The sequence below is a fragment of the Variovorax glacialis genome, from assembly GCF_051216375.1.
GTDB lineage: Bacteria > Pseudomonadota > Gammaproteobacteria > Burkholderiales > Burkholderiaceae_C > Variovorax.
Map to the genome: position 1 here is coordinate 444,270 of NZ_JBPJZT010000004.1, position 25,757 is coordinate 470,026.

Annotated in this window: 26 protein-coding genes and 1 tRNA gene; 7 read left to right on the top strand and 20 right to left on the bottom strand. The window is 64.3% G+C overall.

Annotation, left to right across the window (positions count from 1 at the left end):
* Positions 1-20 precede the first annotated feature (20 nt).
* The 10 genes from ACSFBL_RS13870 to ACSFBL_RS13915 all read right to left on the bottom strand — a co-directional run bounded on the left by ACSFBL_RS13870 (position 21) and on the right by ACSFBL_RS13915 (position 9,288).
* On the bottom strand, positions 21-230 hold the full coding sequence (locus tag ACSFBL_RS13870) for a DNA gyrase inhibitor YacG (protein ID WP_435516360.1): 210 nt from the start codon (positions 228-230) through the stop codon (positions 21-23).
* Positions 227-982, bottom strand: a complete 756-nt coding sequence (gene zapD, locus ACSFBL_RS13875; RefSeq protein WP_435516361.1) for a cell division protein ZapD — start codon at positions 980-982, stop codon at positions 227-229. Before zapD ends, ACSFBL_RS13870 begins: the two co-directional genes overlap by 4 nt.
* Before the next feature lie 30 nt (positions 983-1,012).
* On the bottom strand, positions 1,013-2,026 hold the full coding sequence (locus ACSFBL_RS13880; RefSeq protein WP_435516362.1) for an alginate O-acetyltransferase AlgX-related protein: 1,014 nt from the start codon (positions 2,024-2,026) through the stop codon (positions 1,013-1,015).
* Position 2,027: 1 nt separating this feature from the next.
* Positions 2,028-3,521, bottom strand: a complete 1,494-nt coding sequence (locus ACSFBL_RS13885; RefSeq protein WP_435516363.1) for an MBOAT family O-acyltransferase — start codon at positions 3,519-3,521, stop codon at positions 2,028-2,030.
* Positions 3,522-3,596: 75 nt separating this feature from the next.
* Positions 3,597-4,199, bottom strand: a complete 603-nt coding sequence (gene coaE / locus ACSFBL_RS13890) for a dephospho-CoA kinase (RefSeq protein ID WP_435516364.1) — start codon at positions 4,197-4,199, stop codon at positions 3,597-3,599.
* A gap of 13 nt (positions 4,200-4,212) precedes the next feature.
* On the bottom strand, positions 4,213-5,058 hold the full coding sequence (locus ACSFBL_RS13895; protein WP_435516365.1) for a prepilin peptidase: 846 nt from the start codon (positions 5,056-5,058) through the stop codon (positions 4,213-4,215).
* Positions 5,058-6,284, bottom strand: a complete 1,227-nt coding sequence (locus tag ACSFBL_RS13900) for a type II secretion system F family protein (protein ID WP_435516366.1) — start codon at positions 6,282-6,284, stop codon at positions 5,058-5,060. The genes ACSFBL_RS13895 and ACSFBL_RS13900 overlap by 1 nt, the downstream gene beginning before the upstream one ends.
* A gap of 20 nt (positions 6,285-6,304) precedes the next feature.
* Complete coding sequence (gene pilB, locus ACSFBL_RS13905; protein WP_435516367.1) at positions 6,305-8,038, bottom strand: type IV-A pilus assembly ATPase PilB; 1,734 nt, start codon at positions 8,036-8,038, stop codon at positions 6,305-6,307.
* Between the two features lie 119 nt (positions 8,039-8,157).
* A tRNA-Pro gene (locus ACSFBL_RS13910) sits at positions 8,158-8,234 on the bottom strand.
* A gap of 37 nt (positions 8,235-8,271) precedes the next feature.
* Positions 8,272-9,288 carry a polyprenyl synthetase family protein gene (locus ACSFBL_RS13915; RefSeq protein WP_435516368.1) on the bottom strand — a complete coding sequence of 339 codons (1,017 nt, stop codon included), beginning with the start codon at positions 9,286-9,288 and terminating at the stop codon, positions 8,272-8,274.
* A gap of 164 nt (positions 9,289-9,452) precedes the next feature.
* Between ACSFBL_RS13915 and rplU the strand changes: the two genes are divergently transcribed.
* The 4 genes from rplU (at position 9,453) to proB (ending at position 12,373) form a co-directional block, all read left to right on the top strand.
* Complete coding sequence (gene rplU / locus ACSFBL_RS13920) at positions 9,453-9,764, top strand: 50S ribosomal protein L21 (RefSeq protein WP_077001508.1); 312 nt, start codon at positions 9,453-9,455, stop codon at positions 9,762-9,764.
* Between the two features lie 12 nt (positions 9,765-9,776).
* Positions 9,777-10,034 carry a 50S ribosomal protein L27 gene (rpmA, locus tag ACSFBL_RS13925; protein ID WP_093105745.1) on the top strand — a complete coding sequence of 86 codons (258 nt, stop codon included), beginning with the start codon at positions 9,777-9,779 and terminating at the stop codon, positions 10,032-10,034.
* Positions 10,035-10,101: 67 nt separating this feature from the next.
* The gene (cgtA, locus tag ACSFBL_RS13930; protein ID WP_435516369.1) at positions 10,102-11,157 is read left to right on the top strand and encodes an Obg family GTPase CgtA; all 1,056 of its coding nucleotides are present in this window, start codon (positions 10,102-10,104) and stop codon (positions 11,155-11,157) included.
* Between the two features lie 70 nt (positions 11,158-11,227).
* Positions 11,228-12,373: a glutamate 5-kinase gene (gene proB, locus ACSFBL_RS13935; RefSeq protein WP_435516370.1), complete on the top strand. Its 1,146-nt coding sequence runs from the start codon at positions 11,228-11,230 to the stop codon at positions 12,371-12,373.
* A gap of 14 nt (positions 12,374-12,387) precedes the next feature.
* On the opposite strand, the gene ACSFBL_RS13940 is transcribed toward proB, so the two are convergent.
* Together ACSFBL_RS13940 and ACSFBL_RS13945 are read right to left on the bottom strand one after the other, a co-directional pair.
* Positions 12,388-13,032 (bottom strand): CNP1-like family protein, encoded by a 645-nt coding sequence (locus ACSFBL_RS13940; RefSeq protein ID WP_435516371.1) that lies wholly within the window; start codon positions 13,030-13,032, stop codon positions 12,388-12,390.
* Positions 12,929-13,579, bottom strand: coding sequence for an RNA pyrophosphohydrolase (locus ACSFBL_RS13945; RefSeq protein WP_435516502.1), 651 nt, complete (start codon positions 13,577-13,579; stop codon positions 12,929-12,931). Before ACSFBL_RS13945 ends, ACSFBL_RS13940 begins: the two co-directional genes overlap by 104 nt.
* Before the next feature lie 128 nt (positions 13,580-13,707).
* Here ACSFBL_RS13945 and ACSFBL_RS13950 point away from each other — a divergent pair, with 128 nt between their 5' ends.
* Both ACSFBL_RS13950 and ACSFBL_RS13955 read left to right on the top strand, forming a co-directional pair.
* Complete coding sequence (locus ACSFBL_RS13950) at positions 13,708-15,456, top strand: proline--tRNA ligase (RefSeq protein ID WP_435516372.1); 1,749 nt, start codon at positions 13,708-13,710, stop codon at positions 15,454-15,456.
* On the top strand, positions 15,453-16,118 hold the full coding sequence (locus ACSFBL_RS13955; RefSeq protein WP_435516373.1) for a lytic transglycosylase domain-containing protein: 666 nt from the start codon (positions 15,453-15,455) through the stop codon (positions 16,116-16,118). The genes ACSFBL_RS13950 and ACSFBL_RS13955 overlap by 4 nt, the downstream gene beginning before the upstream one ends.
* A gap of 3 nt (positions 16,119-16,121) precedes the next feature.
* Here the strand turns inward: ACSFBL_RS13955 and paeA are convergent, their stop codons facing one another.
* From paeA to hemA, 7 genes are all read right to left on the bottom strand, one after another.
* Positions 16,122-17,426 (bottom strand): polyamine export protein PaeA, encoded by a 1,305-nt coding sequence (gene paeA / locus ACSFBL_RS13960; RefSeq protein WP_435516374.1) that lies wholly within the window; start codon positions 17,424-17,426, stop codon positions 16,122-16,124.
* Between the two features lie 49 nt (positions 17,427-17,475).
* The gene (locus ACSFBL_RS13965; protein WP_435516375.1) at positions 17,476-18,471 is read right to left on the bottom strand and encodes an AAA family ATPase; all 996 of its coding nucleotides are present in this window, start codon (positions 18,469-18,471) and stop codon (positions 17,476-17,478) included.
* 109 nt (positions 18,472-18,580) lie between these two features.
* Positions 18,581-19,081 (bottom strand): cupin domain-containing protein, encoded by a 501-nt coding sequence (locus ACSFBL_RS13970; protein WP_435516376.1) that lies wholly within the window; start codon positions 19,079-19,081, stop codon positions 18,581-18,583.
* Positions 19,082-19,211: 130 nt separating this feature from the next.
* On the bottom strand, positions 19,212-19,538 hold the full coding sequence (gene grxD / locus ACSFBL_RS13975; RefSeq protein ID WP_435516377.1) for a Grx4 family monothiol glutaredoxin: 327 nt from the start codon (positions 19,536-19,538) through the stop codon (positions 19,212-19,214).
* Positions 19,539-19,568: 30 nt separating this feature from the next.
* Positions 19,569-20,381 carry a peptide chain release factor N(5)-glutamine methyltransferase gene (prmC, locus tag ACSFBL_RS13980; RefSeq protein WP_435516378.1) on the bottom strand — a complete coding sequence of 271 codons (813 nt, stop codon included), beginning with the start codon at positions 20,379-20,381 and terminating at the stop codon, positions 19,569-19,571.
* A gap of 38 nt (positions 20,382-20,419) precedes the next feature.
* Positions 20,420-21,508, bottom strand: coding sequence for a peptide chain release factor 1 (gene prfA / locus ACSFBL_RS13985; RefSeq protein ID WP_435516379.1), 1,089 nt, complete (start codon positions 21,506-21,508; stop codon positions 20,420-20,422).
* 85 nt (positions 21,509-21,593) lie between these two features.
* The gene (gene hemA, locus ACSFBL_RS13990; RefSeq protein WP_435516380.1) at positions 21,594-22,889 is read right to left on the bottom strand and encodes a glutamyl-tRNA reductase; all 1,296 of its coding nucleotides are present in this window, start codon (positions 22,887-22,889) and stop codon (positions 21,594-21,596) included.
* 102 nt (positions 22,890-22,991) lie between these two features.
* Here hemA and ACSFBL_RS13995 point away from each other — a divergent pair, with 102 nt between their 5' ends.
* Complete coding sequence (locus ACSFBL_RS13995; protein ID WP_435516381.1) at positions 22,992-23,270, top strand: hypothetical protein; 279 nt, start codon at positions 22,992-22,994, stop codon at positions 23,268-23,270.
* On the opposite strand, the gene ACSFBL_RS14000 is transcribed toward ACSFBL_RS13995, so the two are convergent.
* Entirely contained in the window at positions 23,267-25,723 is a 2,457-nt protein-coding gene (locus tag ACSFBL_RS14000) for a DUF3772 domain-containing protein (protein ID WP_435516382.1), read from the bottom strand. The two genes, ACSFBL_RS13995 and ACSFBL_RS14000, sit on opposite strands and share 4 nt — an antisense overlap.
* Between the last annotated feature and the right edge of the window lie 34 nt (positions 25,724-25,757).

Genomic DNA, 25,757 nt, shown 5'->3' on the forward strand with positions numbered 1-25,757 from the left:
CGACAAGGCCCGGGCAGGCCTTACTGCCGCTTGGGATCGCCGAACGGATCGTCGTCCGGCGGCGCTTCGGCCGGCATCCTGAACTCTTCGCTCGCCCAGGCCCCGAGGTCGACACCCTTGCAGCGGGCGCTGCAGAAAGGCCGGTAGGGGTTGCTTGGCGCATAGACGCTGTCCTGACCACACGCCGGACAGCGCACGATCCGCTCGCCGAAGGAGTTGGTGCCGCTCATGCGCAGAGAGTGAGCTCGAAGGGTGTGTCTTCAGTGCTGTGATGCAGTCGGTCGTCGGCTTCGTGCCGCATGAGCCGAACCGACACCATCAACCGGTTGCCGCTGATCTCGGGAATCAGCCCCAGCTTCGGATCGATGCGCAAGCGCAGGAGCTGGAAGCTACGGCCTTGGGGCAGGGTTTGCTGGAACTGGCCCTTCGTCGCGATCACCTTGTAGGGAACGTCGGCATCGCGCAGAAGCTTGAGCAGCAGGTAGATGGATTCCGCTAGCGGAGCGAGCGTGGACGACCAGCGCTCGAGGTCGGCGCGCCGCTCCGGGGCGCGACGGTTCTGCCAGGCGTAGTAGGCCGGCAGATCGAATTCGCAGGTGCCGCCCGGTATGCTAGCGCGGCTTCGAATGCTCATCAGCCACTCGTTCTCGGTCAGCGCCTGGCCGGCTTTCCCCGGGACGGTGTTGAGCGTCGTGAAATTGCTCTCCAGCTTGCTGACGACCTGGTCGAGCACCGTTTCGGCGATCGCCGGATTGCCGCGGTAGCTGTTGAACACATTCTTGTGCTTGTCGAGATCCCTCAGCACATCGGCCTTCAGGTCAGCGCGCGCCGCCACGTCCATGACCTCGAAGATCGTGACAAGTGCGTAGTGGTGCAAGAGGGCCGAATCGGCAGGCACCAGTTCGCCAAGGCGGCGAAAGAGATGCTCCAGCCGCAAATAGGTCCGGATGCGCTCGTTGAATGGGTACTCGTAAAGGATCACGCGTGACGGCTTCCGGTCGGGATGATAGCTTCAAGAAGCCTTGGCGGGCGGCTCGGGCAGGATCTTGCGCACCGCTTCCAGCATTCGCTGTCCGAGGACCAACTGACCGCGCATCGAAATGTGCGTGTCGTTGGGAAAATAGAAATCGCGAACCTTCGACTTCTGCTCTTTGGCGAAGCTGAAAAGGTCCGGACCAAGGTTCAATTCCCTGAGGGCGGTCACAAAATCTTTCGAATGTTCCGGCACGATATAGACCGTGGTCTTGTTGGGTATGACCATCCACATGATGGTTCGGGAAGTGTGCGCGTCGCTAAAGGCGCGCATTTGCTTCGCATTTTCCAGTGTGATTTCGCCGTTGTCGTCGTCGTCCTTGAAGAACAACGCCTTGCTGCACAGACGGTTGCTGAAATAGGAGCAGCCGTCGATGACGGGGCGCGCCCAAGACTGATTGATCGCCCGCATGTCGCCTTGGGATTCCTTCGCCCTGCGCGTATTCCTGTAGGTCGTGTAGCCGGAGGTCAGCTTGCCCTTCCAGTTCAGCTCGAATCCAGGCACTTGTTCGATAGGCTTGAAGAAGGGGTCGAGCCTGAAGTCGACGGGCTTTTTTAACGGCAAGCAATTCTGCGTGTGGGCGAGGCGGCCGCCTAGCAGGCGTTCAACGCTTTCGAGCACAACGAGCTTGCCGCGGAAGCCGATTTGGTCCAGCCAGGCGTCGAAATCCTCGCAGAGCCCTTCGTCGACTTGGCCCCAGTACATCGTCGTGATGCGGTAGCCCGCTTGCGTCAGCACCGATTGCCAACGGTTTGTCATGGAAAAGCTGTCTCCGATGACAAGGATGTCCGCCTCGGAGATCGGCGAAGCGCGGAGGTATTGCGGCTCGACATGCGGCTGTGCGAGTTGCCATCCGAACTCGTTGTCCGAGATCTGGCCGATGCGAGACAGATCGCCATAGGGGACCGTCGTCCCCAGGGTGGTGACGAGCATGGCAACGATGACGGCGAAGCCGGCCAGGAAGATCTGCAGCCAGAGTTTTGCGGGCGTCATATCAGAACTGGAAATAAAGGAACGGGCTGTAGGAGCCCAGTCTCGACACGCAAAGTCCAAGCAGGATGACGGTTGCCAGGGCCATCAGCCCGGTGAAGATCCGGGCCGCGCGCGGCCGCCCGGCCAGAGCCTGCGCTTGCGGCACCCAGCGCTGCAACGTGATGGTCGGCGGCAAGGCAAGACAGATGAACAGGCCCACCAGCATGGTCTGGAAGAACTCCGGCTTTCGGATCGGAACCGGTCCGAATTCAGTGAAGGCCGTCAGCTCGGTACCGTGCATTCCCAGCATGCCCTTGTAGATCTCCATTGCGGCGCTCATGCTCTCGGCGCGGAAGACCACCCAGGCGATCATCACGCAGATGAAGGTGAGGAACCAGCCGAGCACGCGCGCCAGGCGTCCCGGCGCGACATTGCGGCGCACCTTCGCATTCCAGAGGTGATTGATCATCAGGAAGGTGCCGTGCAGCGCGCCCCAGATCACGAACGTCCAGGCGGCACCGTGCCAAAGTCCTCCGAGAAGCATGGTCAGTAACAGGTTTAGATAGCGGCGCGCCGGACCCTTTCGATTGCCACCCAGCGGCACGTACAGGTAGTCGCGCAGGAAGGTGGACAGCGAGATGTGCCAGCGGCGCCAGAACTCGATGATGTTGGTCGACTTGTACGGCGAATTGAAGTTCAGTGGCAACTGCACACCGAGACACAGCGACAAACCCACGGCCATGTCGGAGTAGCCCGAGAAATCGAAGTAGATCTGCAGCGTATAGGCCATGACGCCGAGCCATGACGTGTAGAGCGTCGGGAGGGTGCCGTTGTGCACGCCCGTGAACATCAGGTCCGCGTACTCTCCCATCCGATCGCCGATGAGCAGCTTCTTGGCGAGGCCGAAGACGAAGATCGCAAGCCCGAGCGAGACCTTGTTCAGGTCCATCCGGTAAGTCGCCGGATTGGCGAACTGCGGCATCATCTGCGCGTGATGGAGCACCGGCCCGGCGATCAGGTGCGGGAAGTAGGTGACGAACAGCACGTAGTGCACGAAGCTGCGCTCATGCACCTTGTCCTGCCAGCAGTCGACCAGGAAAGCGATCTGCGTGAACGTGTAGAAGGAAATGCCGATCGGGAGGGCCACATGGAGCAGCGGAATCGGGGAAAGACCGGCTGCGGCAAGGCCCTCGTTCACGTTGCTGACAAAGAAGTTGGCGTACTTGAAAGTCGCGAGGACGCCCAGATTGACCACGAGCGCGACGACAAGCATGCGCTTGCGCCCGGCATCGGTCCGCCCGGGGCCCCGGGTCAGGCGCAGGCCCGCCCAGTAGTTGAAGCAGATCGATCCCACCAGGAGCGGCAGCGCCTGGACGCTCCACCAGCCGTAGAAGAACAGCGACGCCAGCGCGAGGAAACCGGCCGCTGCACGCGCATTTCGCTTTCCGATCAGGAAGAACCCGAAGAAGACAATCGGGAAAAAGCAGAAGATGAACGCGTACGAATTGAAGAGCATCTTTGGGGATGTGGCTCGCGGGGCCGAGTGCGCTCCGCTTTCTTGTTGTCCGGCGCCCGCGCCGTTGGCCGACGATTATCGCGCGTCGAATCCCCTCCACCGCTGCCACAAAACCCGAACAGCCTGAGACAGTTCCGCGAGGGTCAGGTTCTCGTTGAAGATCACCGCATCGGCTGCTGCCCTGCGATGGCTGCGCGCGGCCTGCTGCGCGATGACGGAGCGAACCGCTTCGGCCGTCCAGTCGGATCGCGCGAGGACGCGTTGCAGCTGGGTCGCTTCGCTGGCATCGATCACCAGCACGCGATCGACGATCGCGCGCCAGCGTCCGGACTCCACCAGCAGGGGCACGTCGAACACGATGGGTTGCCCTGCGGCTGCAGTGGCTGCCTGCCGTTCGCACTCGGCGCCGATCAGCGGATGCAGGATGGCCTCGAGCCGCTTTCTGGCCTCGGCATCTGCGAAGACGATGCCGCGCATGCGTGCCCGGTCCAGGCCGCCATCGGGGGCAATGATCGAAGGACCGAATTCTGCCTCGAGCGCTGGCATGGCAGCGCCCTGCGACTCTGCGACGGACCGTGCGATCGCGTCGGTGTCGACCAGCTTCGCACCGAGCGAGACCAGCGTGGTGGCGACGGTGCTCTTGCCGCTGCCGATGCCGCCGGTCAGGCCGATGCGCATGGTGCGCAGGCCCTCAGAGGCCGACCACGCGAAGGATCGCGTCAGGCCCGAACAGCATTGCCGTAAAGCCGGCGCCGGCAAGGAAGGGACCGAAGGGGACGTAGCCGCCTTCTCGCAATCCGCTGCTGAACTTGAGAGCGAGTCCGACGATCACGCCGATGACCGATGCCATCAGGATGATCGGGACCAGCGCCTGCCATCCAAACCACGCGCCGAAGGCGGCGAAGAGTTTGAAGTCGCCGTAGCCCATGCCTTCCTTGCCTGTGGTCAGCTTGAACAACCAGTACACGGCCCAGAGGGAGACGTAGCCTGCAACGGCGCCCCAGACAGCGTTGGCGAGCGGCACGCCGGTGAAGCCCGCCATGGCCCCCAGCAAGCCAGCCCAGAGCAGCGGGAGTGTGATGTCGTCCGGCAGCAGGGTGGTGTCCCAGTCGATCAGCGCCAGGGCAAGGAGCGCCGCCGCAAAGCCGCACCATGCCAGGCTGCCGAACTGTCCCGGCATGCGCCAGACGCACCAGGCGAACAGTGCGCCGGTCACCAGTTCGACCAGCGGGTAGCGCATGCTGATCGGCGTCTTGCATGCGGAGCACTTGCCCCGAAGGAAGAGATAGCTCAGGACCGGGACGTTTTCGTACCAGCGAATTGCATGGCCGCATTGCTGGCAGCGGGAATGCGGCACCATCAGATTGAATCGCTCGGTCGGCGCGGCGGCTTCTCCGGCAGTTGCGCCGGCGCATTCCGCAGCCCACTGCGCTTCGAGCATCTTCGGGAGGCGATAGATCACGACATTCAGAAAACTGCCGATCAAGAGCCCCAGCACGCCGGCCAGCGCGGCGTCCACCCCCTGCGAAACGAGCATCAGACGACCTGGCCGAGCTTGAAGATGGGCAGGTACATGGAGACCACGATCCCGCCGATGATGACGCCAAGGAAGACGATGATGATGGGTTCCATCAGGCTCGACAGCCCGGCGACCATATCGTCGACCTCGGACTCATAGAAGTCGGCTGCCTTGCCGAGCATGTGGTCGATCGAGCCGGATTCTTCGCCGATGGCGGTCATCTGCAGCACCATCGAGGGGAACAGGTTGGCATTCGTCATTGCCGTCGTGAGGCTGGTCCCGGTCGAGACTTCCTGCTGGATCTTGACGGTGGCATCGGCATACACCGAATTGCCCGAAGCACCGCCCACGGAATCGAGCGCCTCGACGAGGGGCACACCTGCGGCGAACATGGTCGCCAGCGTCCGGGTCCACCGCGCCACGCACGACTTGTCGATCAAGGTGCCAAAGATCGGCAGACGAAGGAGCAGCCGGTCCATCACCTGTTGCACACGCTCGTTGCGCTTCCAGGCCTGCAGGAAGAAGTAGATGCCACCACCAATGACGCCAAAGATCAGCCACCAGTAGGCGACAAAGTATTCGCTGATGGCCATGACGATCAGCGTCGGCGCCGGCAAGTCCGCGCCGAATGAAGTGAACACCTGCTTGAACGCGGGAATCACGAAGATCATGATGATCGCAACCACCACGAACGCCACCACGACCACCGACGTCGGGTACATCAGCGCCGACTTGATCTTCGACTTGATCGCCTCGGTCTTCTCCATGTAGGTGGCAAGACGATCGAGCAGGTCTTCCAAAATACCGGCGGCTTCGCCGGCTTCCACGAGGTTGCAATAGAGGCTGTCGAAGTACTTCGGAAACTTGCGAAAAGCGGAGGACAGTGAAGTACCCGTTTCCACATCGCTTCGGATGTCGTTGAGCAGCTTCGCCACGCTCGGATTCGCGTTGCCGCGACCCACGATGTCGAAGGCCTGCAGCAGGGGCACGCCAGCCTTCATCATGGTGGCGAGCTGACGGGTGAAGATGGCGATGTCCTTCGGCTTGATCGCCTTGCCGGAGCGCATGCGCCGTTTCTTGATCTTCGTGGTCAGTACGCCCTGACGTCGGAGTGCCGCCTGCACCTGGTTTTCGCCGGCGGCCCTGACTTCACCGCGTACCGTCTTGCCGTTGCGGTCCTTGCCCTCCCACTCGAAGACGTATTCCTTCAGGGTGGTCCGGTTTGATGCTGCTGCCGTTGCCATTGAATCTCCGCTTCTCGATGCTATTCGTTGGTGACCGCAAGCACTTCTTCAAGTGAGGTCAGCCCCTGCATGACTTTCTTCAGGCCCGACTGCCGCAACGAGCGGACGCCTTCGGATTCGGCCTGCCGCGCGATGTCGAGGGCGCTTCCGTCACGAAGAATGATCTTCTGGATCTCTTCGGTGATCGGCATGACCTGGTAGATACCGACACGACCCTTGTAGCCGCCGTTGCACGCGGAACATCCTACCGGGTGATAGGGCTTCCAGGTGTTGTCCACCTCGTGCGGCTTGAAGCCGGCATCGATCAATGCCTCCTTGGGCAAGTCGGCGGGCGCCCGGCACACCGTGCACAGACGGCGTGCGAGGCGTTGCGCGGTGATCAGGATGACGCTGGAGGCGATGTTGAAAGGGGCGATGCCCATGTTGCGCATCCGGGTCAGGGTTGTCGGCGCGTCGTTCGTGTGCAGCGTCGAGAGCACCAAGTGGCCTGTTTGCGCGGCCTTGATAGAGATGTCCGCGGTCTCGAGGTCGCGGATTTCACCGACCATGATGATGTCCGGATCCTGCCGCAGGAATGCGCGCAGCGCAGTTGCGAAAGTCAGGCCCGCCCGTTCATTGACATTGACCTGGTTGACGCCGGGCAAATTGATTTCGGACGGGTCTTCTGCCGTGGCGATGTTCACGCCGGGCTTGTTGAGCAGGTTAAGGCAGGTGTAAAGCGACACCGTCTTCCCGGAGCCGGTGGGCCCGGTGACCAGCACCATCCCGTACGGGCGGCCGATCGCCTGAAGCAGGCGTTCCTTTTCGACTGCGTCGTAGCCGAGCGCATCGATGCCGAGGCGCGCGCTGCTCGGGTCCAGGATACGGATCACGATCTTCTCGCCGAACAGCGTCGGCAAGGTGCTCACCCGAAAATCGATCACGCGCTCGGGACCGATCTTGAGCTTCATCCGTCCGTCCTGCGGAATGCGCTTTTCGGAAATGTCCAGGCGGGAAATGACCTTGATCCGCGACGCCAGCTTGTCCTTGATGACCGTGGGCGGGCTGGCGATCTCGCGCAACTCGCCGTCGATGCGGAAACGCACCCGGTAGTTGTGCTCATAGGGTTCGAAATGGATGTCCGACGCGCGCATGCTGAACGCGTCGAGCAGCATCTTGTGCAGGAAGCGCACGACCGGTGCGTCTTCGACTTCGGCAACGGCCGGGTCGTTGGATTCTCCGGCGGTCTCTGTCGCCACCTCATCGAATTCGAATTCGGCCCCGATGATGCTGTCGATGGTTTCGGCGGCGGTGACCGCTGCCGCTTCGATCATCCGGGAAAGCTTGTCGTACTCCGCGATGACCCAGTCGACGCCCATCTGGGACGCAAACTTGATCTTTTCTGCTGCCTGCTGGTCGGACGGGTCGGCTGTTGCAACAATGAGACGGTTGTTGCGCTTGCTCAACACAACGACGCGATACGCCTGGCAAAGCTTCGGGTCGAGAAGATCCTTCGGAAGGCGCTGCGGGTCGATCGCGTCGAGATCCAGAAGCGGTGCGCCGAACGCGCTTGAGAGGGTGTGGGCTAGGTCTGCTGCCGACACTGCGCCGGTGCCGGTCAGTTCAGCGATGAAGCTGGTCCGAGCGCTGAGAGACTTCTGGTAGATGTCTTCGGCGACTTTTGCAGGGAGCTTTCCAGCCGAGACCAACGCACGTGCGAGGCCCGGAAGAGCGATCGACGAGCTTTCTTTGACTAGGGGTTCGGCAGCGGCCATTCAACGAATGTAAGAGACGTGAAAAATTGCTTCACGATCATCGCTGATCGCCTTGGGACTGTAAACCGGCCCGGGCCCATTTGGGCGCGCAGCATTTGGCAATTACAGCCCCAAAAGGCTGGTCGGGGTGAGAGGATTCGAACCTCCGGCCTCTACGTCCCGAACGTAGCGCTCTACCAGGCTAAGCTACACCCCGATGGTTGCAAGAAAAGAGAGTCGTCCTTCGTGGTGACTTAGGCGCGTCGCTCAAGCAACTGAGCCGCTAATTGTAGCAAACCGGCGGAGTGCGAATTTGCAGGAAAACCACGAAGTGCATCCATTGCGCGTTGGGCTTCTGCTGCCGCTGCCGCCCGCGTGGCTTCCAAAGCGCCTGTTTCGCGCACGATGGCAACAACTTGCGGTAGTTGCGCCGTGTCGCCCGCCTCGATGGCGGCGCGAATCAGAGCGCGTTGGTCCGACGTGCCTCTTTGCATCGCGAGGATCAACGGAAGCGTGGTCTTGCCTTCGCGCAAGTCATCCCCGACGTTCTTGCCGGTCTCGTTCGCGTCCCCGGCATAGTCGAGCACGTCATCGATCACCTGAAATGCGGTGCCAAGAGCCTGTCCATAAGTGGCACACGCTTCCTCAACTTCCGGCGACGCTCCCGCCAGCACGGCTGCGAGGCGCGTGCTTGCCTCGAACAACTTGGCGGTCTTGGAGCGGATCACGCGAAGATAGGCTTCCTCATCAAGAGACGCGTCGTGCATGTTCATCAACTGCAGCACTTCGCCCTCGGCGATGACGTTGGTGGCGTCTGCGAGGATCTCCATGATTCGGACGTCATTGGCGTCCAGCATCATCTGGAAAGCCCTGGAGTAGAGGAAGTCTCCCACGAGGACGCTGGCCGGGTTCCCGAACGACTCGTTGGCGGTCGGCCGGCCTCGGCGAAGGGTGGACTCGTCAACCACGTCGTCATGCAGCAGCGTGGCGGTATGGATGAATTCCACGACAGCCGCCAGGTTGAATCGCTGCTCTCCGCGATAGCCCAGCGATCCCGCCATGAGAAGAAGCAATGCGGGCCGCAGCCGCTTGCCGCCAGCGGAAATGATGTATCTGGAGACTTGGCGAACCAGGGGCACGCCGGTATCGAGCCGGTCGGCGATCACGCGATCGACCCCCGCCATGTCTTCGGCGATGAGGGCCAGTACGGCAGCGGCGGGGGAAGTGTCGGCGGCGGGAACTGACAAAACAAGGGCGCTTGCGCGCTGCATGGAATGCGACGATGGCGCGGAGGGCTGGAAGTTGCAGATTATAGGGAGACCGCCCCACCCAAAGCCGGCCGGTCGAGGGCAACTCGCTTGAGAAAGATCTCGCGTGCTAGAATATAAGGCTCTGCGGAATTCGCCGCGGAGCCATCTTATTTCAAGAGGTCAACATGTACGCGGTCATAAAAACCGGGGGCAAGCAGTATCGCGTTGCTTCCGGCGAGAAAATCAAAGTAGAACAGATTGCTGCGGACGTAGGCCAGGAAATCGTGATCGACCAAGTGCTCGCCGTCGGCGACGGTAGCGCAATCAAGGTTGGTACGCCCCTGGTGTCCGGCGCAACGGTGACAGTCACGGTACTGTCGCACGGGAAGCACGACAAGGTTCGCATCTTCAAGATGCGCCGTCGCAAGCACTATCAGAAACGTCAAGGCCATCGCCAGCAGTTCACCGAACTGCAAATCGGCGCGATCGCTGGCTAAGGAGCTGATTCCATGGCACAGAAAAAAGGCGGCGGCTCAACGCGAAACGGGCGCGATTCAAAGCCCAAGATGCTCGGCGTGAAGGCGTTCGGCGGTGAATTGATCAGCGCAGGCTCGATCATCGTCCGCCAACGCGGTACCCAGTTCCACCCCGGCGTCAACGTCGGTGTGGGCAAGGATCACACGCTCTTTGCCTTGGTCGACGGCCATGTGTCGTTCGGTACCAAGGGTGCGCTCAACAAGCACACGGTCAATGTGACTCCGGCCTGAGCCAGTCACTTCGATCTTTCGAAGCCCCGCTTTGCCGGGGCTTCTTCATTTGTAAACTGGACATCTCATGAAGTTCGTGGACGAAGCCTTCATCGACGTTGCCGCTGGCGACGGTGGCAACGGCTGTGTGTCGTTCCGCCATGAGAAGTACAAGGAATTCGGGGGGCCTAACGGCGGCGACGGGGGACGTGGTGGTCACGTGTTTGCCGTGGCCGACTCCAACCTCAACACGCTCGTCGACTTCCGGTTCTCGCGCCGCCATGAAGCCAAGCGCGGGCAACACGGCATGGGGTCCGACATGTTCGGCGCCGCAGGCGACGACATCATTCTGAAGATGCCCGTCGGCACGATCATTTCGGACGCCGAGACCGGCGAGGTGCTGTATGAGTTGCTGACCCCGGGCGAGGTCATCACCATCGCCAAGGGCGGCGATGGCGGGTTCGGCAACATGCGGTTCAAGAGCGCCATCAATCGGGCGCCCCGCCAGAAGACGCCTGGTTGGCCTGGGGAGAAGAAGAACCTCAAGCTCGAACTGAAGGTGCTCGCCGACGTGGGGCTGCTCGGCATGCCGAATGCAGGCAAGTCGACGCTGATCAGTGCAATCTCCAACGCGCGTCCACGCATCGCCGACTATCCGTTCACCACGCTGCACCCGAATCTCGGGGTGGTACGTGTCGGACCGGAGCAAAGCTTCGTTGTTGCGGACCTTCCGGGCTTGATCGAAGGCGCCTCCGAAGGCGCGGGCCTCGGGCACCTGTTCTTGCGCCACCTTCAGCGGACCCGACTGCTGCTGCATGTGGTCGACCTGGCGCCGTTCGACGAGAACGTGGATCCTGTCGCGCAGGCCAAGGCCATCGTTGGCGAGCTTAAGAAGTACGATTCGGCGCTCTACGAAAAGCCGCGCTGGCTGGTTCTGAACAAGCTCGACATGGTGCCGACGGACGAGCGCGCCGCGCGAGTCAAGGACTTCGTCAAGCGACTGCGTTTTAAGGGGCCGGTGTTTGAGATTTCGGCTCTGACGCGCGAGGGCTGCGAGCCGTTGGTGCAAGCCATCTACCAGCACGTGAAGGCAGAGCAGGTGGCCGAACAGCCGCCGACGGAAGTCGATCCGCGCTTTTCCTGAGTGCCGGCCCTTTCGACGGCGCCCGTCACACCGAGATTCCTGCAGCATTCCCAGACCGCAACAGCCTCAAATGACTTCCAGCAGTGGTTCCAGCGCCCTCCGTGACGCACGGCGCATCGTCGTCAAGGTCGGCTCCAGCCTCGTCACCAACGAAGGCCGCGGCCTGGACGAGAACGCCATCGGCGAATGGTGCCGACAACTTGCCACGCTCGTGCAGGACGGGCGGGAAGTGGTAATGGTGTCCAGCGGCGCCATCGCCGAGGGCATGAAGCGGTTGGGCTGGCGCGTACGCCCTCATGAGATTCATGAACTACAGGCTGCCGCCGCCGTTGGCCAAATGGGGTTGGCGCAGATCTACGAGACGAAGCTGCGAGAAAACGGCATTGGCAGTGCCCAGGTGCTGCTGACGCACGCGGACCTCGCCGATCGCGAACGCTACCTGAACGCGCGATCCACACTGGTCACCTTGCTCGCGCTGGGTGTCGTACCCGTCATCAACGAGAACGACACGGTCGTCAACGACGAAATCAAGTTCGGCGACAACGACACCCTGGGCGCGCTGGTCGCCAATCTGGTCGAGGCCGATGCGCTGGTGATCCTGACGGATCAGAAGGGCCTTTTCAGCGCCGACCCGCGCAAGAATCCTGACGCCCGCTTCGTCCATGAAGCGGCAGCCGGAGACCCGGCGCTCGAAGCGATGGCAGGCGGTGCAGGCAGCAGCATCGGCCGCGGCGGCATGATCACGAAGATTCTTGCGGCCAAGCGCGCGGCAGCCTCCGGCGCATCGACCGTCATTGCCTGGGGACGCGAGCCGAACGCCTTGCTGCGTCTGACGGGTGGCGAATCCATCGGTACGTTGCTGATCGCCCAGACGGCCAAGCACCAGGCGCGCAAGCGCTGGATGGCCGATCACCTGCAGTTGCGAGGGGCGGTACTGGTCGATGCGGGTGCCGCGGCCAAGGTGCGCGGAGAGGGCAAGAGCCTGTTGCCGATCGGGATGACAGCGGTCGAGGGAGAGTTCTCGCGTGGCGACGTGATCGCCATCCGCGACGAACAGGGCGCCGAACTCGGGCGCGGCCTGGCCAACTACTCGAGCGCCGAGGCGCGGATGCTGTGCCGCAAGCCGTCAGCGGAGTTCGAACGCCTGCTGGGTTACGTCGCAGAGCCTGAAATGGTCCATCGCGACAACATGGTGCTGATGCCCGACGGCCGGTGATCGGCGGCGGCGCTCTACTGAACCTCGCGAATCGGATTCTTGAGCTGCTGAACCATCTCGCTCACAGACAGTCGGGCGGAATGGCCACGACACAGCGCCTGCGAAGCCAATTCCTTGGCGTAGCGTGAGTTGAGGTCGTTGAAGCGCTTCCATTCCGGGCTGGACACGTGGTGCCAGGTGCCCTGGTTGAAGCGGGCGTACTGCTTCACCTCGTCGGTCTCGCAGCGCACGCCTTCGTAGAAGGCGTTGTTCCCACCGCCGGCCTTGCTGCTGGCCACGATCACATAGCGAACGATGCCATCACGGCTCACTGCGATGGTGGCCGGGTCGACACCATACTGAAGACTGAAATGCCGCGGCATCTCGAGAGGGAGCAACTTCTTCTCGTCGAATGCGGGGGGCGGCGGCACTTCGCCCTCTTTCCACTCGTCGTCCTTGGCCGTCACCGTCGGCAGGGGGGGAGACCCGGCCTGGGCCCAATCCTTGTTGTCGGTGTCCCTTGGCCTCGAACTGCATGCCGCAAGCAGACAGACCAAGACGACGGCGAGGCCATGTCTAGCGTTGAACGTGAAGCGGGTCGCTGGGGTCGGGCGCTGGATGAGGGGCATTGGGATTCGGGTCGAAGCTTGCCCCGGGAGGCAGCTCGAAATGGGGTTCATGGCCTGCAGCCGGCGGATGGCGCTCGAACTCGCGAGCACGCACATTGCTGCGCAGGAAACGGTTGCGAAAATCCTGCCGGGGCAGGTAACGGGCGAGTTCGGTCAGCGCCATCTCGTAGACGCCGCGCTTGAATTCGACCACGACGTCCAGCGGGACCCAATAGTCGTGCCAGCGCCAAGCGTCGAACTCGGGGTGGTCGGTGGCACGCAGGTTCAGATCCCAGTCGTGACCGATCAGTTGCAGCAGATACCAGATCTGCTTCTGGCCCTTGTAGTGGCCGCGTGCGTCACGGCGGATGAACCGATCCGGCACCTCGTAGCGCAACCAGTCACGGGTACGGGCCACGATGCGCACATGCTCCGGGTGGAGGCCTACTTCCTCGTGCAGTTCCCGGAACATGGCCTGCTCGGGACTTTCGCCGCGATCGATGCCGCCTTGCGGAAACTGCCAGGAATGGGTGCGAATGCGTTTACCCCAGAAAACCTGGTTTCTCTGGTTGAGCAGGATGATGCCGACGTTGGGCCTGAAGCCGTCCCGGTCGAGCATAATCAAACCCCAATTTTTTGAACTGAGTCGATTATGCATGCCGGGTTGCCCACGGCAAGCGACCGTTCCAGGTCTTGTCAAGGCCTGCTCTCCCGGCATCACCCACCCGTACCCTCTGTCCGCGACCGATGAAAGCTTCCCGATTCTTTATCTCCACCCTCAAGGAAGCGCCGGCCGATGCCGAAGTCGCGAGCCATCGCCTCATGATGCGGGCCGGCATGATCAAGAAGCTCGGCACCGGCATCTATACCTATATGCCGATGGGCCTGCGGGTGATCAACAAGGTCGAGGCGATCGTCCGCGAGGAAATGAACCGCGCAGGCGCAGTCGAACTCGCCATGCCCGTGGTGCAGCCTGCTGAAATCTGGGAAGAGGCCGGCCGCTTCCAGGCCTACGGCCCCGAACTCCTGCGCATCAAGGACCGTCACGATCGCTCCTTCGTCATCCAGCCGACCAGCGAGGAGGTCGTGACCGACATCGCGCGGCAGGAGATCCGCAGCTACAAGCAGCTGCCGAAGAACTTCTATCAGATCCAGACCAAGTTCCGTGACGAGCGCCGTCCGCGCTTCGGCCTGATGCGCGGGCGCGAGTTCATCATGAAGGACGCCTACAGCTTCGACCGTGACCTCGATGCCGCGAAGGCCAGCTACCAAGTGATGGCCGACGCGTATCGCAAGATCTTCGATCGCTTCGGACTTCGGTACCGGGCGGTGGCCGCGGACAGCGGTGCGATCGGCGGTGACGTGAGCCAGGAGTTCCAGGTGATCGCCGCGACGGGCGAGGACGCGATCGTCTACTGCCCCGACAGCGACTACGCCGCCAACATGGAAAAGGCCGAGGCGCTCGCGCCGACCGGTCCGCGTGCGGCCGCCACCCAGCCTTTGGAGAAGACGCCGACGCCGGGCAAGAGCACATGCGAAGACGTGGCGGCCCTGCTGGGCGTCCCACTGTCGACCACGGTGAAGTCGCTGGTCCTCGCCACCGACATCGTGGACGCCGCAGGCAACATCATGGGCGCCCAGGTCTGGTTGCTGCTCGTTCGCGGCGACCACGACATGAACGAGATCAAGGTGAGCAAGGTCCCGGGGCTGGACAACGGCTTCCGCTTCGCGACTGCCACCGAGATCGAGGAACACTTCGGCTGCAAGCCCGGCTACCTGGGCCCGCTGAACCTCAAGCAACCAGTGACGATCGTCGCCGACCGCGAGGTGGCCCTCATGGCCGACTGGATCACCGGCGCCAACGAGGTCGACTTCCACATGACCGGCGTCAACTGGGGCCGCGACTTGCCGGAGCCCGATGCGGTGGCCGACATCCGGAACGTGGTCGCCGGCGATCGCTCTCCCGACGGCAAGGGCTTGCTCGCGATCGAGCGTGGCATCGAGGTCGGCCACGTCTTCGTGCTCGGCACCAAGTACAGCAAGCCGATGAATGCGACCTTCCTCGACGAAGCCGGCAAGCCCCAATTCCTCGAAATGGGTTGCTACGGCATCGGCATTACCCGGCTGCCGGCTGCCGCGATCGAGCAGAACAATGACGAGCGCGGAATCATCTGGCCCGATGCCATCGCGCCTTTCACGGTCGTGGTCTGCCCCATCGGGATGGACCGCAGCCCGGAGGTCAAGGCCGCGGCCGAGGCGCTCTATGAGCAATTGCTGGCGGCTGGCGTCGACGTGCTGCTGGACGATCGCGGCGAGCGCCCAGGCGCCATGTTCGCCGACTGGGAACTGATCGGCGTACCGCACCGCGTCGTGATTTCCGACCGGGGCCTCAAGGAAGGCCAACTTGAATACCAGCACCGTCGCGACACCGCGGCAACCAAGGTGCCCGCTGCGGGCATCGCGGAATTCATTGCCGGCAAGCTGGCTGCCGCATGAGCGTTGCTGCGGCGCAGGGGGGCGCATCCAGCCTTTCGCGGCGCCTCTGCCTTGGCAGCGCCGCGGCTGGCGTTGCCTCTCTCGTGCTGCCCCGCAGCGCCGTCGCCGGCGCCCAGATCGAGGAACCGCTGATTGACTCGGTCCGCACCGCGCTCAGCTCGGCCATCCACAACAAGGCGCCGCCGGTACCCGAGTTCGGCAACACCGAGGCGCGGATCGCCTACCTGCGCTGGCTCGGCGAGATGAGCGAGCGGCTCAAGAAGAAGGTGCCTGACTGGCCGACCCGCAAGGAATTCCTGCAGACCGCGTGGTACGAGGCACGCCGCTCCGGACTCGACGTCAGCCTGGTGCTTGGCCTGATCCAGGTGGAAAGCAACTTTCGCAAGTTCGCCGTCTCCAGCGCAGGCGCTCGCGGCTACATGCAGGTGATGCCCTTCTGGACACGGGTCATCGGCGACGGCGACCCCTCCAAGCTCTTCCACATGCAGACGAACCTCCGTTTCGGCTGCGTGATCCTGCGGCACTACCTCGACCGCGAGCAGGGCGACCTCTTCATGACGCTCGGCCGCTACAACGGCAGCCGGGGCAAGGCGCCTTACCCCGATGCCGTCTTCGCCAACCAGCGGCTGTGGGTGTTCAAGGACCGCCGGGCCGACGATTGAGCCTCAGCCCTTGGTCGCGGCGCCTGCGCGCGTGACCATCACCTGGTCGATGCGGAAGCTGTCGACGTCCATCACCTCGAAGGTATAGCCCGCCCAGGTCACGCTGTCCGTCCGCTTGGGCACGCGGCGCAGCATCACCATCAGGAAGCCGGCGAGCGTCTCGTACTCGTCGTCGTGCGGCAGCGCGTCGATGTCGAGTGCACGCTGCACGTCCTGGATGGGCGTCACGCCGTCGATCAGCCAGGAGTTTTCGTCCCGCTTGACGATCTGCTGCTCCTCGTCCTGGGCCCCGACCAGGTCGCCCATCACCGTGCTCATCACGTCGTTGAGCGTGATCACGCCCACCACGAGGCTGTATTCGTTGACGATGATCGCGAAGTCCTCGTGCGCCTGCTGGAACTGCTCCAGCACTTCGGTCAGCGAAAGCCGGTCCGGAATGACCAGCGCCTTGTGAAGCGGCAGGCCCTGGGCGAAGGAGAGCGGCTGCCCGCTCAGCACGCGCTGGAACATGTCCTTGGCGTCGACGTAGCCCAGCACGTGGTCGATATCGCCTTCGCAGACCGGGTAGGCCGAGAAAGGTTCGGCGACGATGCGCGCGCGCAGCACCGACTCGGGGTCGTCCCGCAGGAACCACGCGATGCGGTCGCGCGAAGTCATCACGCTGCTGACGAGGCGAGTATCGAGCTCGAAGACATTGGCGATCACCTGCTGCTCCCTTTCGGCGAGCACCCCGGCGCGTGCACCGGCCTCGGTCATGGCGAGGATGTCGGCTGACGTGATCTTCTCGTCGCGCTGGCTCGGCATGCCGAGCAGCTTGAACAGCAGGTCGGTGCTGACCGCGAAGAACCAGACCAGCGGCTTGAAGGTCGTGATCAACACCTGCATCGGCCCGACCATGCGCACCGCGAGGCGCTCCGGGTTGCTCATCCCCAGCCGTTTCGGGAACAGGTCCGCAAAAACCAGGAAGACCGCGATGATCGTGACGAACGACGCGAGAAAGGCGGCGTTCTGCGACGCTTCCACGCTGAGCCACATTTCGAACAGGTTCGCGTAGTAGGGGCTGAGCGAGCCTTCGCCCACCACGCCGCCCAGGATCGCGACCGCGTTCAGGCCGATCTGCACGACGGTGAAATAGTGGCCGGGATGCTCCTGGATGCGCATGACCCGCTCGGCGCGCACGTCGCCTTCGTCCGCCATCTGGCGCAGGCGCAGGCGACGCGAGGCGGCCAGCGAGATTTCGGCAAGGGAGAAGAAGGCGCTCGTCGCGATCAGCGCAACGATGACCAGCAGGCTTTGAGTCAGGGTCATGGGTCGGTCGATGAAGACCGACATCGTGCCATGACTCGCGACGCGCGCCTTATTGAACGAATCCGATGCGGCTCCTGGCGACGCTGGCGCGCGGGAGGTCTTCGACCCGCACTTCGTCCCGGCCAGCCAGCCGGGCATTGCCGAAGCCGGTCATCAGCGCCCGGCGCATCTCGCGCGGTGCAAGCGTGGCGAGGTGGTCGAGCACATCGCCCGAAGGCTCGTCGGCCAGCAGCCGCCCCCAATCGTGGTCGCTGCGAATCGAGAGGTAGAGCTGCCGTGCAATCTGGCGTGCGGCCTCGAGCGTCGGTGCCTCGATCTCGAACACGTTCATGCGGTTCAGGATGGGCTCCGGAATGCTGCGCTCGTCGTTGGCGGTCGTGATCCAGATCACCTGGCTGGCGTCGATCGGCACCTCGGCGAATTCGTCGACGAAGGCGTGCGCGGTGTCGTGCTCCAGCAGGTTGTACAGGGCGCCGAGCGGGTCGTACTGGCTGTCGGCGCCGGCCTTGTCGATCTCGTCGATCACCATCACCGGGTTCGCGTACTGCCCGTCGACCAGGGCTTCGAACACCTTGCCCGGCTTGGCGCCCTTCCACTGCGACGACGCACCGGAAAGCAACCACCCGGCGGTCATCGAATTCATCGGCACCAGTGACATCCCCGTGCCGAGCAACTCGGCCAGCTTCTTCGCGAAGTGTGTCTTGCCGATGCCGGGCGGCCCGAGCAGCAGCATCGGCGTGACTTCGAGGCCGTCGCGGCTGTCCTGGGCGAGGGCGACGTGGCGGCGGACGTCGTCGAGCACTTCGGTGAAGTTGGGCAACTGGGCGTACAGCGCGGCCATCTCGGGCACGCCGCTCGGCTTGACCTGGAAGCGATCGGGCCCGCGTTCGAGCATGCGCTCATAGGTGGTCCGCAGGTGTTCGTGGTCGCGGTCGGGCAGCTTGGCGAGCTTGCGTTCGACATCGTGTGTCTGGAACACGCTGCGTAGATTGGCCACCGGCAACTGGAATGACGGTGACGCCGGGACGAGACTGCGGGAATCCATGGACACCTCCGGTTTCGAACACGCTTTGGACAGCATAAGCCGTGCCCGGGTTCGACGGATGTCTACGTTTTCTCGCTTTGAGGTGTTTTGGAAATCTGTCGCGGCGCAGTCACACGCCGCCTTGCGGATGGGTCGGATCGACCCACAGCACCGACTCGGGCTTCTCGGCCGGCTCGATGTCGAGATTGATCGCCACCGCTTCCCCGTCGCTGCGGCAGAGCACGCATTCGAGCGCTTCGGTCTCGCTGGCGTTGATTTCCTGGTGCGGCACGTAGGGTGGCACATAGATGAAGTCGCCAGGGCCCGCCTCTGCAGTGAACTCCAGCCGCTCACCCCAGCGCATGCGCGCCCGACCCCGCACCACGTAGATCACGGATTCAAGATGCCCGTGATGATGGGCGCCGGTCTTGGCATTGGCATGGATGGTGACCGTACCCGCCCACAGCTTCTGCGCACCGACCCGCGCAAAGTTGATTGCCGCGGCCCGGTTCATCCCCGGCGTCTGCGCCGTGTTGGCATCGAGCTGGTTGCCGGGAATCACCCGCACCCCGTCGTGCTTCCACGCGCCTTCGTCATGCGCGTCCCCGTGATCGCCGTGATCGTGGCTCATAAAAGCGTGAGAAGAAACCGCCCCCTTCGCGAAACACCGCGGATCCGGCTTCGCCGGTCCGCCGGTGTTGCCCCCGGCAGGGGGAAGGCAAAGCGACACGAAGTGCGCGCAGCCTGGGGGCGAGTCACATTCAAGCCGGACTGTTGTTCAGCATCTGCTGCAGCTCGCCGGATTCGTACATCTCCATCAGGATGTCCGAACCGCCGACAAACTCGCCCTTCACGTAGAGCTGGGGGATGGTCGGCCAGTTGCTGTATTCCTTGATGCCCTGGCGAATGGCGTCGTCTTCCAGCACGTTGATGGTCTTGAGCGTTCGCGTGTCGACTCCCACGGCCTTGAGGATCTGGATCGCGCGGCCAGAAAAACCGCACATCGGGAAACTCGCGTTGCCCTTCATGAAGAGCACGAGGTCGTTGGTCTTGACGAGATCGTCAATGCGTTGCTGGGCTTCGGACATGGGGGACTCCTGGAAGTTGGATTGGGCGGATTATTTCACTGCGCGCCAGATCCCGCCTGAGCATCGCGCGATGCCGGCGAGATCGTCGCGGCTTTGGGCTTCGGAGAAGCCGCGCTCCATCAGCAGGCGGCGCACCGCCGTGGCCTGGTCGTAGCCATGTTCGAGCATCAGCCAGCCGCCGTCCGCCAGATGGGCCGGCGCCGCCTGGACGATGCGGCGGATGTCTTCGAGACCGTCGTCGCCGGACACGAGCGCTTGGAGTGGTTCGTGGCGGAGCGCGGGCAAATGGGCGTCACCGGTGGCGATGTAGGGCGGATTGGAGGCGATGAGGTCGTAACCCACTTCCGCGTCGGTCAGCCAGTCGGCTTCGACGAAGCGGACCGGCAACCCGAGTCGCATCGCATTGGCGCTCGCGACGGCAAGGGCGTCGGCACTGGCGTCAACCGCCGTGACCTGGGCGTCCGGGCGGGCATTCTGGATCGCCAACGCGATGGCGCCACTGCCCGTGCCGAGATCCAGCACCCGGGGCGAGGTCCGGCCGTCCAGGCACCGCAGGGCCCACTCGACCAGGGTTTCGGTATCGGGCCGAGGCACCAGCACGCGCTGGTCGACCCGCAGTCCGAGACCGTGGAATTCCTTTTCGCCGACCAGGTAGGCCACGGGCTCCCCCGTCGCCCGACGGGCGCAGAGCTGCGCGAATGTAGGCCACACCGGATCCGCCAGCACATCCGTGTCATGCGCCAGCAACCATGCCCGCTCGCTCGCGGAACGCCCGAGCGTATGCAATAGCAGCAGCTGGGCATCGAGCCGATCGACGCCCAGGCCTATCGCCGCGGCCAGCATCTGGGCCGCGGTTGACGGCGAGTGGGTGCCCGGGGACGTCACGCCGGGAGACTGGCTTCGAGTTCGGCCAGTTGCTCGGCTTCGCGCGCCGATTCCAGCGCCGCCAGCACGTCGCCCAGATCGCCTTCCATGATCGCCAGGAGCTTGTACAGCGTGAGGTTGATGCGATGGTCCGTGAGCCGCCCCTGCGGGAAGTTGTAGGTGCGGATCCGGTCGCTCCGGTCGCCGCTGCCGATCAGACCCTTGCGCAGGGCGGCATCCTTGGCGGCGCGCTCGCTACGGTCCTTCTCCTGGATGCGGGCCGACAAGACCTGCATCGCCTTCGCCTTGTTGCGATGCTGGCTTCGGTCGTCCTGGCATTCGGCGACGATGCCCGTCGGAATGTGCGTGATGCGCACGGCCGAATCGGTCTTGTTGATGTGCTGTCCGCCCGCGCCGCTGGCCCGGTAGGTGTCGATGCGCAGATCGGCCGGATTGATCTGCACTGCCTGCGTCTCGTCGGGTTCCGCCAGCACCGCCACCGTGCACGCGCTAGTGTGGATGCGCCCCTGCGTCTCCGTCGCGGGGACGCGCTGCACGCGGTGGCCGCCGGATTCGAAGCGCAGCTTGCCGAACACGTCGTCGCCCATAACACGCACCACCACTTCCTTGTAGCCGCCGAGTTCGCTTTCGCTTTCGCTCACGATCTCGCAGCGCCAGCCGGCGCGCTCGGCATAGCGCGTGTACATCCGCAGGAGATCGCCCGCGAAGAGCGCCGATTCGTCGCCGCCCGTGCCGGCACGGATTTCGAGGAAGGCGTTGCGCGCATCGTCCGGATCCTTGGGCAGCAGCAGGCGCTGCAGCTCGTCTTCGAGCTGGACCAGTTCGGCCTCAGCGCTGGCGATTTCCTCCCGCGCCATTTCGGCCATGTCGGGCTCGTCGAGCATCTCCCGCGCGCCCGCGAGTTCGGCCTCCCGCTGGACGTAGCGGTGATAGCGCCCCGCGATCTGCGTGACCTCCGCATGCTCGCGCGAGATGGTGCGGTACTGCGCCATGTCGGACATGATGTCTTCCCGCGAAAGCAGGAAGTCGAGTTCGCCGAGGCGTTGCGCGTAGCGCTCGAGTTGGTGACGCAGGAATGGTTTCACGGAAGCGATGAAATGGCGAAAGGGGCGGACCGCGTGGATGCGGCAACGACTTGAGGCGGCAGCGCCGCCGGCGCGACGGGCGTCGCTAGGACTCTTTGCGCTGGTCGCTGCGGAGATCGTTCCGCAGGAAGAGACGCGAGATCGCCTGCGCCGTGTGTTCGCGCGCGGTGGCGTCCCCGGCGTGCAACTCGGCCATGGCGCCATGCAGCATCTTCTGCGTGAGACCGCGGGAGAGCGCTTCCAGCACGGCGTCGACGCTTTCGCCCCTGGCGAGCAGCTTGCGGGCGCGTGCCAGTTCGGTGGCGCGCCATTCGTCGGTCTGCGCGTTGAGTTGCCGGATCAGCGGCACCGTGCCGCGCTGGTCCAGCCAGTGCATGAAGCTCTGCACGCCGGCGTCGATGATGACTTCGGCCTGTGCGACGGCGGCCTGCCGGTTGGCATGGCCCTGCTGCACGACCTGCGCGAGATCGTCCACGGTGTAGAGATAGACGTCTTCCAGCGCCTTCACCTCGGGTTCGATGTCGCGCGGCACCGCGAGGTCGACCATGAACATCGGGCGGTGCTTGCGCAGCTTGAGCGCGCGTTCCACGGCGCCGAGGCCGATCAGCGGCAGGGTGCTCGCGGTGCAGCTCACGACGATGTCGAATTCGGCGAGCCGCGCCGGAAGGTCCGCGAGCCGCATGGCCTCGCCGCCGAAGCGTGACGCCAGCTTCTCTCCGCGCTCGATGGTGCGGTTGGCGATGACGATGGACTTGGGCTGCCTGGCAGCGAAATGCGTCGCCGCCAGGTCGATCATCTCGCCCGCGCCGACGAAAAGCACGCGCGTGCGTTGCAGGTCTTCGAAGAGCTGGCCGGCCAGCCGGACCGCCGCGGCCGCCATGCTGATGGAATGCGCGCCGATCTCGGTGGCCGTGCGAACTTCCTTGGCCACGGCGAAGGAGCGCTGGAACAACTGGTTCAGCGTGCTGCCCAGGGCGCCCGCGGTTTCAGCCGCCCGAATGGCATCCTTCATCTGGCCGAGGATCTGCGCCTCCCCCAGCACCATCGAATCGAGGCCGCTGGCGACGCGGAAGGCGTGACGTGCCGCCTGGTCGTCGTGCAGCGCATAGGCGTGCGAGCGGAGGAGGGCCGGGGCGACGCCACCGCTCTGGGCCAGCCAGTCGACCGTGTGGTCGAGCGCCTGGTGGTCGGCGGCGCAGTAGATCTCGGTGCGATTGCAGGTCGAGATGATCGCGGCCTCCACGGCGGGGTGCCGGCCGGACGCGAAAGAGTGCCGCAAACTGTGGAGTGTCGGGGCGATCTGGTCGATGGCGAACGCAAAACGACCGCGCAGGTCGAGCGGCGCGGTCGTGTGGTTCAACCCAAGGGCCCAGACTGACATAGCCGCTGATTATAAAATCAGCAGCCCGCAGACGGCTCGCCGTCCGAAAAATGGCCGTGGCCATGGCGGCGATCACTCCGGTCGCCGTTGCGCGACGTTCCCATGGCCCCGCTGGACCTTCTTGACCACCTTCTCAATTTCGTTGCCCCGGCGTTCGTCGTCGGTTTTCTGTGCGCCATCCTGGGCCGGTTCGCGATGCGTCGGTCGCCCAGGAGCCTTGCCTGGTGGGTCCAGGGTGCTATCAATTTCGTAGTCGGTGTCATGGTGCTGGCGGCCGGGCTGATCGTCTTCGGGCGCGACGGAATGATGGCCACCTACGCCGCGCTCGTGGCCGCATGCGGCACCAGCCAGTGGCTGGTCAACGGAGGCTGGCGCTCCTAGGGCGCGACGATCGGGCCCACCGGCGCGGCGGCGGCCACGACGGGCGGCACCGGAGGCGCCCCCGGGGCGCCCGGCGTGAGCGGAACTCCCGGATAGGCGGCCAAAGGCATGTCCGCCGCAAGCAGGCCATCGAGGATCGAGAAGAGGACGTCGCTGCGCACCCCGCCCGCGAGGCGCGGACTTGTCACGTAGCCGATCGCCTGGAAGATGAGGACGCCCACCTCGATGCCTTCGAGCGTGACCGTCGGTGCCGGCGTCGGCAGCACGCCCGGATGATTCGCGAACGCCGCCAGCATCACATCGCGCGCACGGCTGGCGTTGGTGGCCAACGGCATCGGCAGGCGGATGAGCACCCGGCCCTCGGCGTTCGCGAGCGTCATGTTGCGAACGGTCTTGGTGATGAACTCCGAGTTCGGCACGATCAGCGTCGACCGGTCGCCCAGTTGGATCTCCGTCGCGCGCACGTTGATGCGCCGCACATCCCCTTCGGCCGTCCCAAGGACCACCCAGTCGCCCACCTTGACCGGCCGCTCCGCCAGCAGGATCAGCCCCGAGATGAAGTTCTGCACGATGGCCTGCAGGCCGAAGCCGATGCCGACCGACAGCGCACTCGCCACCCAGGCGATGCGTTCGATGCCGATGCCGAGTGCCGAGAGCGCGAATGCAACCACCACGATCCCGCCCACGTAGCCGAGCAGGGTGGTGATCGAGCTCTGCATGCCGGGCTCGAGGGCGGTGTTCGGCAGGAAACGCCCCGCCAGCCAGCGCTTGGTGATGCGCAACGCGACGAAGCCGCCGACCAGCACCGAAACCGCGCTGAAGATCGCGCCCGGCACGAGCTGGAGCTCCCCGACCTTGACGCCGGTCGCGAACTTCCCGCTACGCAGGAACACCTCACCCGGACTCGTGCCCAGGGGCGCTGCCAGCGCAATCACCATATAGAAGAACAGCGCCACGCGACTCAGGCCGGACAGCGCGATCGCCGCCTGATCGAGGGTCCGGGACTCCAGCCCGAAGCTGGACTGCAATCGCTGGCCGAAGTTGCTGCGCGAGGACACCACGGCCATGAACAGGTCGTCGGCGAACTTGAACAGCACGTAGAACGCCGCCACCACGATGCAGGTCCAGTTGAGCTGGCTCGCCAGGAAGCTCGCCAGCGCGACATAGCCGATGGCCACCAGGACCCAGATCACGACCAGCGCAAGGGCGACCACCCCAAGCAGGATGCCCACCCAGAGCGGCCGATCTTCGAGCTCGGACGCCGGCGCGGCGGCTGTCGCGGCTCCCGCGTCCGAGCCCGACGGCTTGATGCCTTCGGCCGGCGCGGCAGGCGGTTCCCGCAGCCGAAGAAGCATCGCACCGATCATCAAGGTGAGGGTCAGCGCCGTCATCACATGGGCGCCGACGATGGCGGCGAAACTGGCGTCCACCACCGCATTCACCTGCGACGTCGCCCATGCCATCGTCCCGACCAGCGCCATCAGCCAGGGGAACGGCGCCAGGCGCGAGGCCATGCCGTCCGGGATCGGCGGCAGGCGCCACGACGGCCGGCCGTTGGACAGCAGCGCGCGCCCGAGCCCGACCACGAAGGCGATGAAGATGCTCGATTGCACGACGGCCTGCCCGAGCTTGCGGGTCTGGGCGCCCCAGATGCCGTGAGCGTCGAAAGTTGCGTAGACGCCCTGCGCCGCCAGCCCGACCAGCAGCACATTGGTCAGCACGATCGCGATCACCAGCAGCGAACGCCGGAGACGGCCTCCCGGCAGGACGCGTGCGGCGAGCTGCGCCAGTGCCCGCTCGGCGGCCCAGTTGCCCAGCAGCGCGACCAGCAAGGCCACCACGATACTGATCACCACGGCCGAGAAGTGGGACGGTTGCCGCGCCACGGCGAGGCCCTTCTCCAGTTCGGCACCGAGTTCGCGCAAGCGGTCGATATCGGAGGGCCAGGCGTCGGCGATGTCTCGCCAGAATCCCATGCCGAGGGGCGAGCGTGAGCGTTCGGTGAGCTGGGCTTCGAAGAGCGCACGACGCTTGGCCAGGAGGTCGCTGGCCCGTTGCTGGGCGCCGACCGTCACGAGGCGCGCCAGCCGGACGTCGGCATCGATCTCGTTGCGTTCCTTGATCAGCGCATCGCGGCGACGGGTGATGTCGGGACTCTCCGCCGCAGCGCCGCCGGCCGGGGCCGCGCCCAACTCGCCCAGTCGCGCATTGAGGTCGTTGAGTTCTCCTGTGCGCGAGACGATGAACTTGTCGACGGCTGCGCTGAGTTCCCTCAGCTTTGCGATCGGGACTGCAACGTTCTCGTCGCTCTCGACGGACTTGGGGATGTTGTCGAGGCGGGCCCGCAAGTCGGCGACGCTGGGGGCGACGTCGGGCGCTGTTCCCTGGGCGAACGCAGTGCTGCAAAGCACTGCAGCGAACAGCACGGCCGCGAGACGTTGGAGCCAGCTCATGACTTCATCATAGAAGGCGACCGTTCCTGCCGCG

Coding starts and splice junctions, on each gene's coding strand:
- ACSFBL_RS14000 (WP_435516382.1), bottom strand. CDS start 25,723: ATGAGCTGGCTCCAACGTCTCGCGGCCGTGCTGTTCGCTGCAGTGCTT.
- ACSFBL_RS13955 (WP_435516373.1), top strand. CDS start 15,453: ATGAGCGTTGCTGCGGCGCAGGGGGGCGCATCCAGCCTTTCGCGGCGC.
- ACSFBL_RS13895 (WP_435516365.1), bottom strand. CDS start 5,058: ATGCTCGTTTCGCAGGGGGTGGACGCCGCGCTGGCCGGCGTGCTGGGG.
- coaE (WP_435516364.1), bottom strand. CDS start 4,199: ATGCGCATCGGCCTGACCGGCGGCATCGGCAGCGGCAAGAGCACCGTC.
- ACSFBL_RS13965 (WP_435516375.1), bottom strand. CDS start 18,471: ATGGATTCCCGCAGTCTCGTCCCGGCGTCACCGTCATTCCAGTTGCCG.
- cgtA (WP_435516369.1), top strand. CDS start 10,102: ATGAAGTTCGTGGACGAAGCCTTCATCGACGTTGCCGCTGGCGACGGT.
- ACSFBL_RS13995 (WP_435516381.1), top strand. CDS start 22,992: ATGGCCCCGCTGGACCTTCTTGACCACCTTCTCAATTTCGTTGCCCCG.
- ACSFBL_RS13970 (WP_435516376.1), bottom strand. CDS start 19,081: ATGAGCCACGATCACGGCGATCACGGGGACGCGCATGACGAAGGCGCG.
- proB (WP_435516370.1), top strand. CDS start 11,228: ATGACTTCCAGCAGTGGTTCCAGCGCCCTCCGTGACGCACGGCGCATC.
- grxD (WP_435516377.1), bottom strand. CDS start 19,538: ATGTCCGAAGCCCAGCAACGCATTGACGATCTCGTCAAGACCAACGAC.
- ACSFBL_RS13950 (WP_435516372.1), top strand. CDS start 13,708: ATGAAAGCTTCCCGATTCTTTATCTCCACCCTCAAGGAAGCGCCGGCC.
- ACSFBL_RS13880 (WP_435516362.1), bottom strand. CDS start 2,026: ATGACGCCCGCAAAACTCTGGCTGCAGATCTTCCTGGCCGGCTTCGCC.
- rpmA (WP_093105745.1), top strand. CDS start 9,777: ATGGCACAGAAAAAAGGCGGCGGCTCAACGCGAAACGGGCGCGATTCA.
- prmC (WP_435516378.1), bottom strand. CDS start 20,381: ATGCTGGCCGCGGCGATAGGCCTGGGCGTCGATCGGCTCGATGCCCAG.
- ACSFBL_RS13870 (WP_435516360.1), bottom strand. CDS start 230: ATGAGCGGCACCAACTCCTTCGGCGAGCGGATCGTGCGCTGTCCGGCG.
- hemA (WP_435516380.1), bottom strand. CDS start 22,889: ATGTCAGTCTGGGCCCTTGGGTTGAACCACACGACCGCGCCGCTCGAC.
- ACSFBL_RS13940 (WP_435516371.1), bottom strand. CDS start 13,032: ATGAACCCCATTTCGAGCTGCCTCCCGGGGCAAGCTTCGACCCGAATC.
- rplU (WP_077001508.1), top strand. CDS start 9,453: ATGTACGCGGTCATAAAAACCGGGGGCAAGCAGTATCGCGTTGCTTCC.
- paeA (WP_435516374.1), bottom strand. CDS start 17,426: ATGACCCTGACTCAAAGCCTGCTGGTCATCGTTGCGCTGATCGCGACG.
- ACSFBL_RS13945 (WP_435516502.1), bottom strand. CDS start 13,579: ATGCTCGACCGGGACGGCTTCAGGCCCAACGTCGGCATCATCCTGCTC.
- pilB (WP_435516367.1), bottom strand. CDS start 8,038: ATGGCCGCTGCCGAACCCCTAGTCAAAGAAAGCTCGTCGATCGCTCTT.
- ACSFBL_RS13915 (WP_435516368.1), bottom strand. CDS start 9,288: ATGCAGCGCGCAAGCGCCCTTGTTTTGTCAGTTCCCGCCGCCGACACT.
- ACSFBL_RS13900 (WP_435516366.1), bottom strand. CDS start 6,284: ATGGCAACGGCAGCAGCATCAAACCGGACCACCCTGAAGGAATACGTC.
- ACSFBL_RS13885 (WP_435516363.1), bottom strand. CDS start 3,521: ATGCTCTTCAATTCGTACGCGTTCATCTTCTGCTTTTTCCCGATTGTC.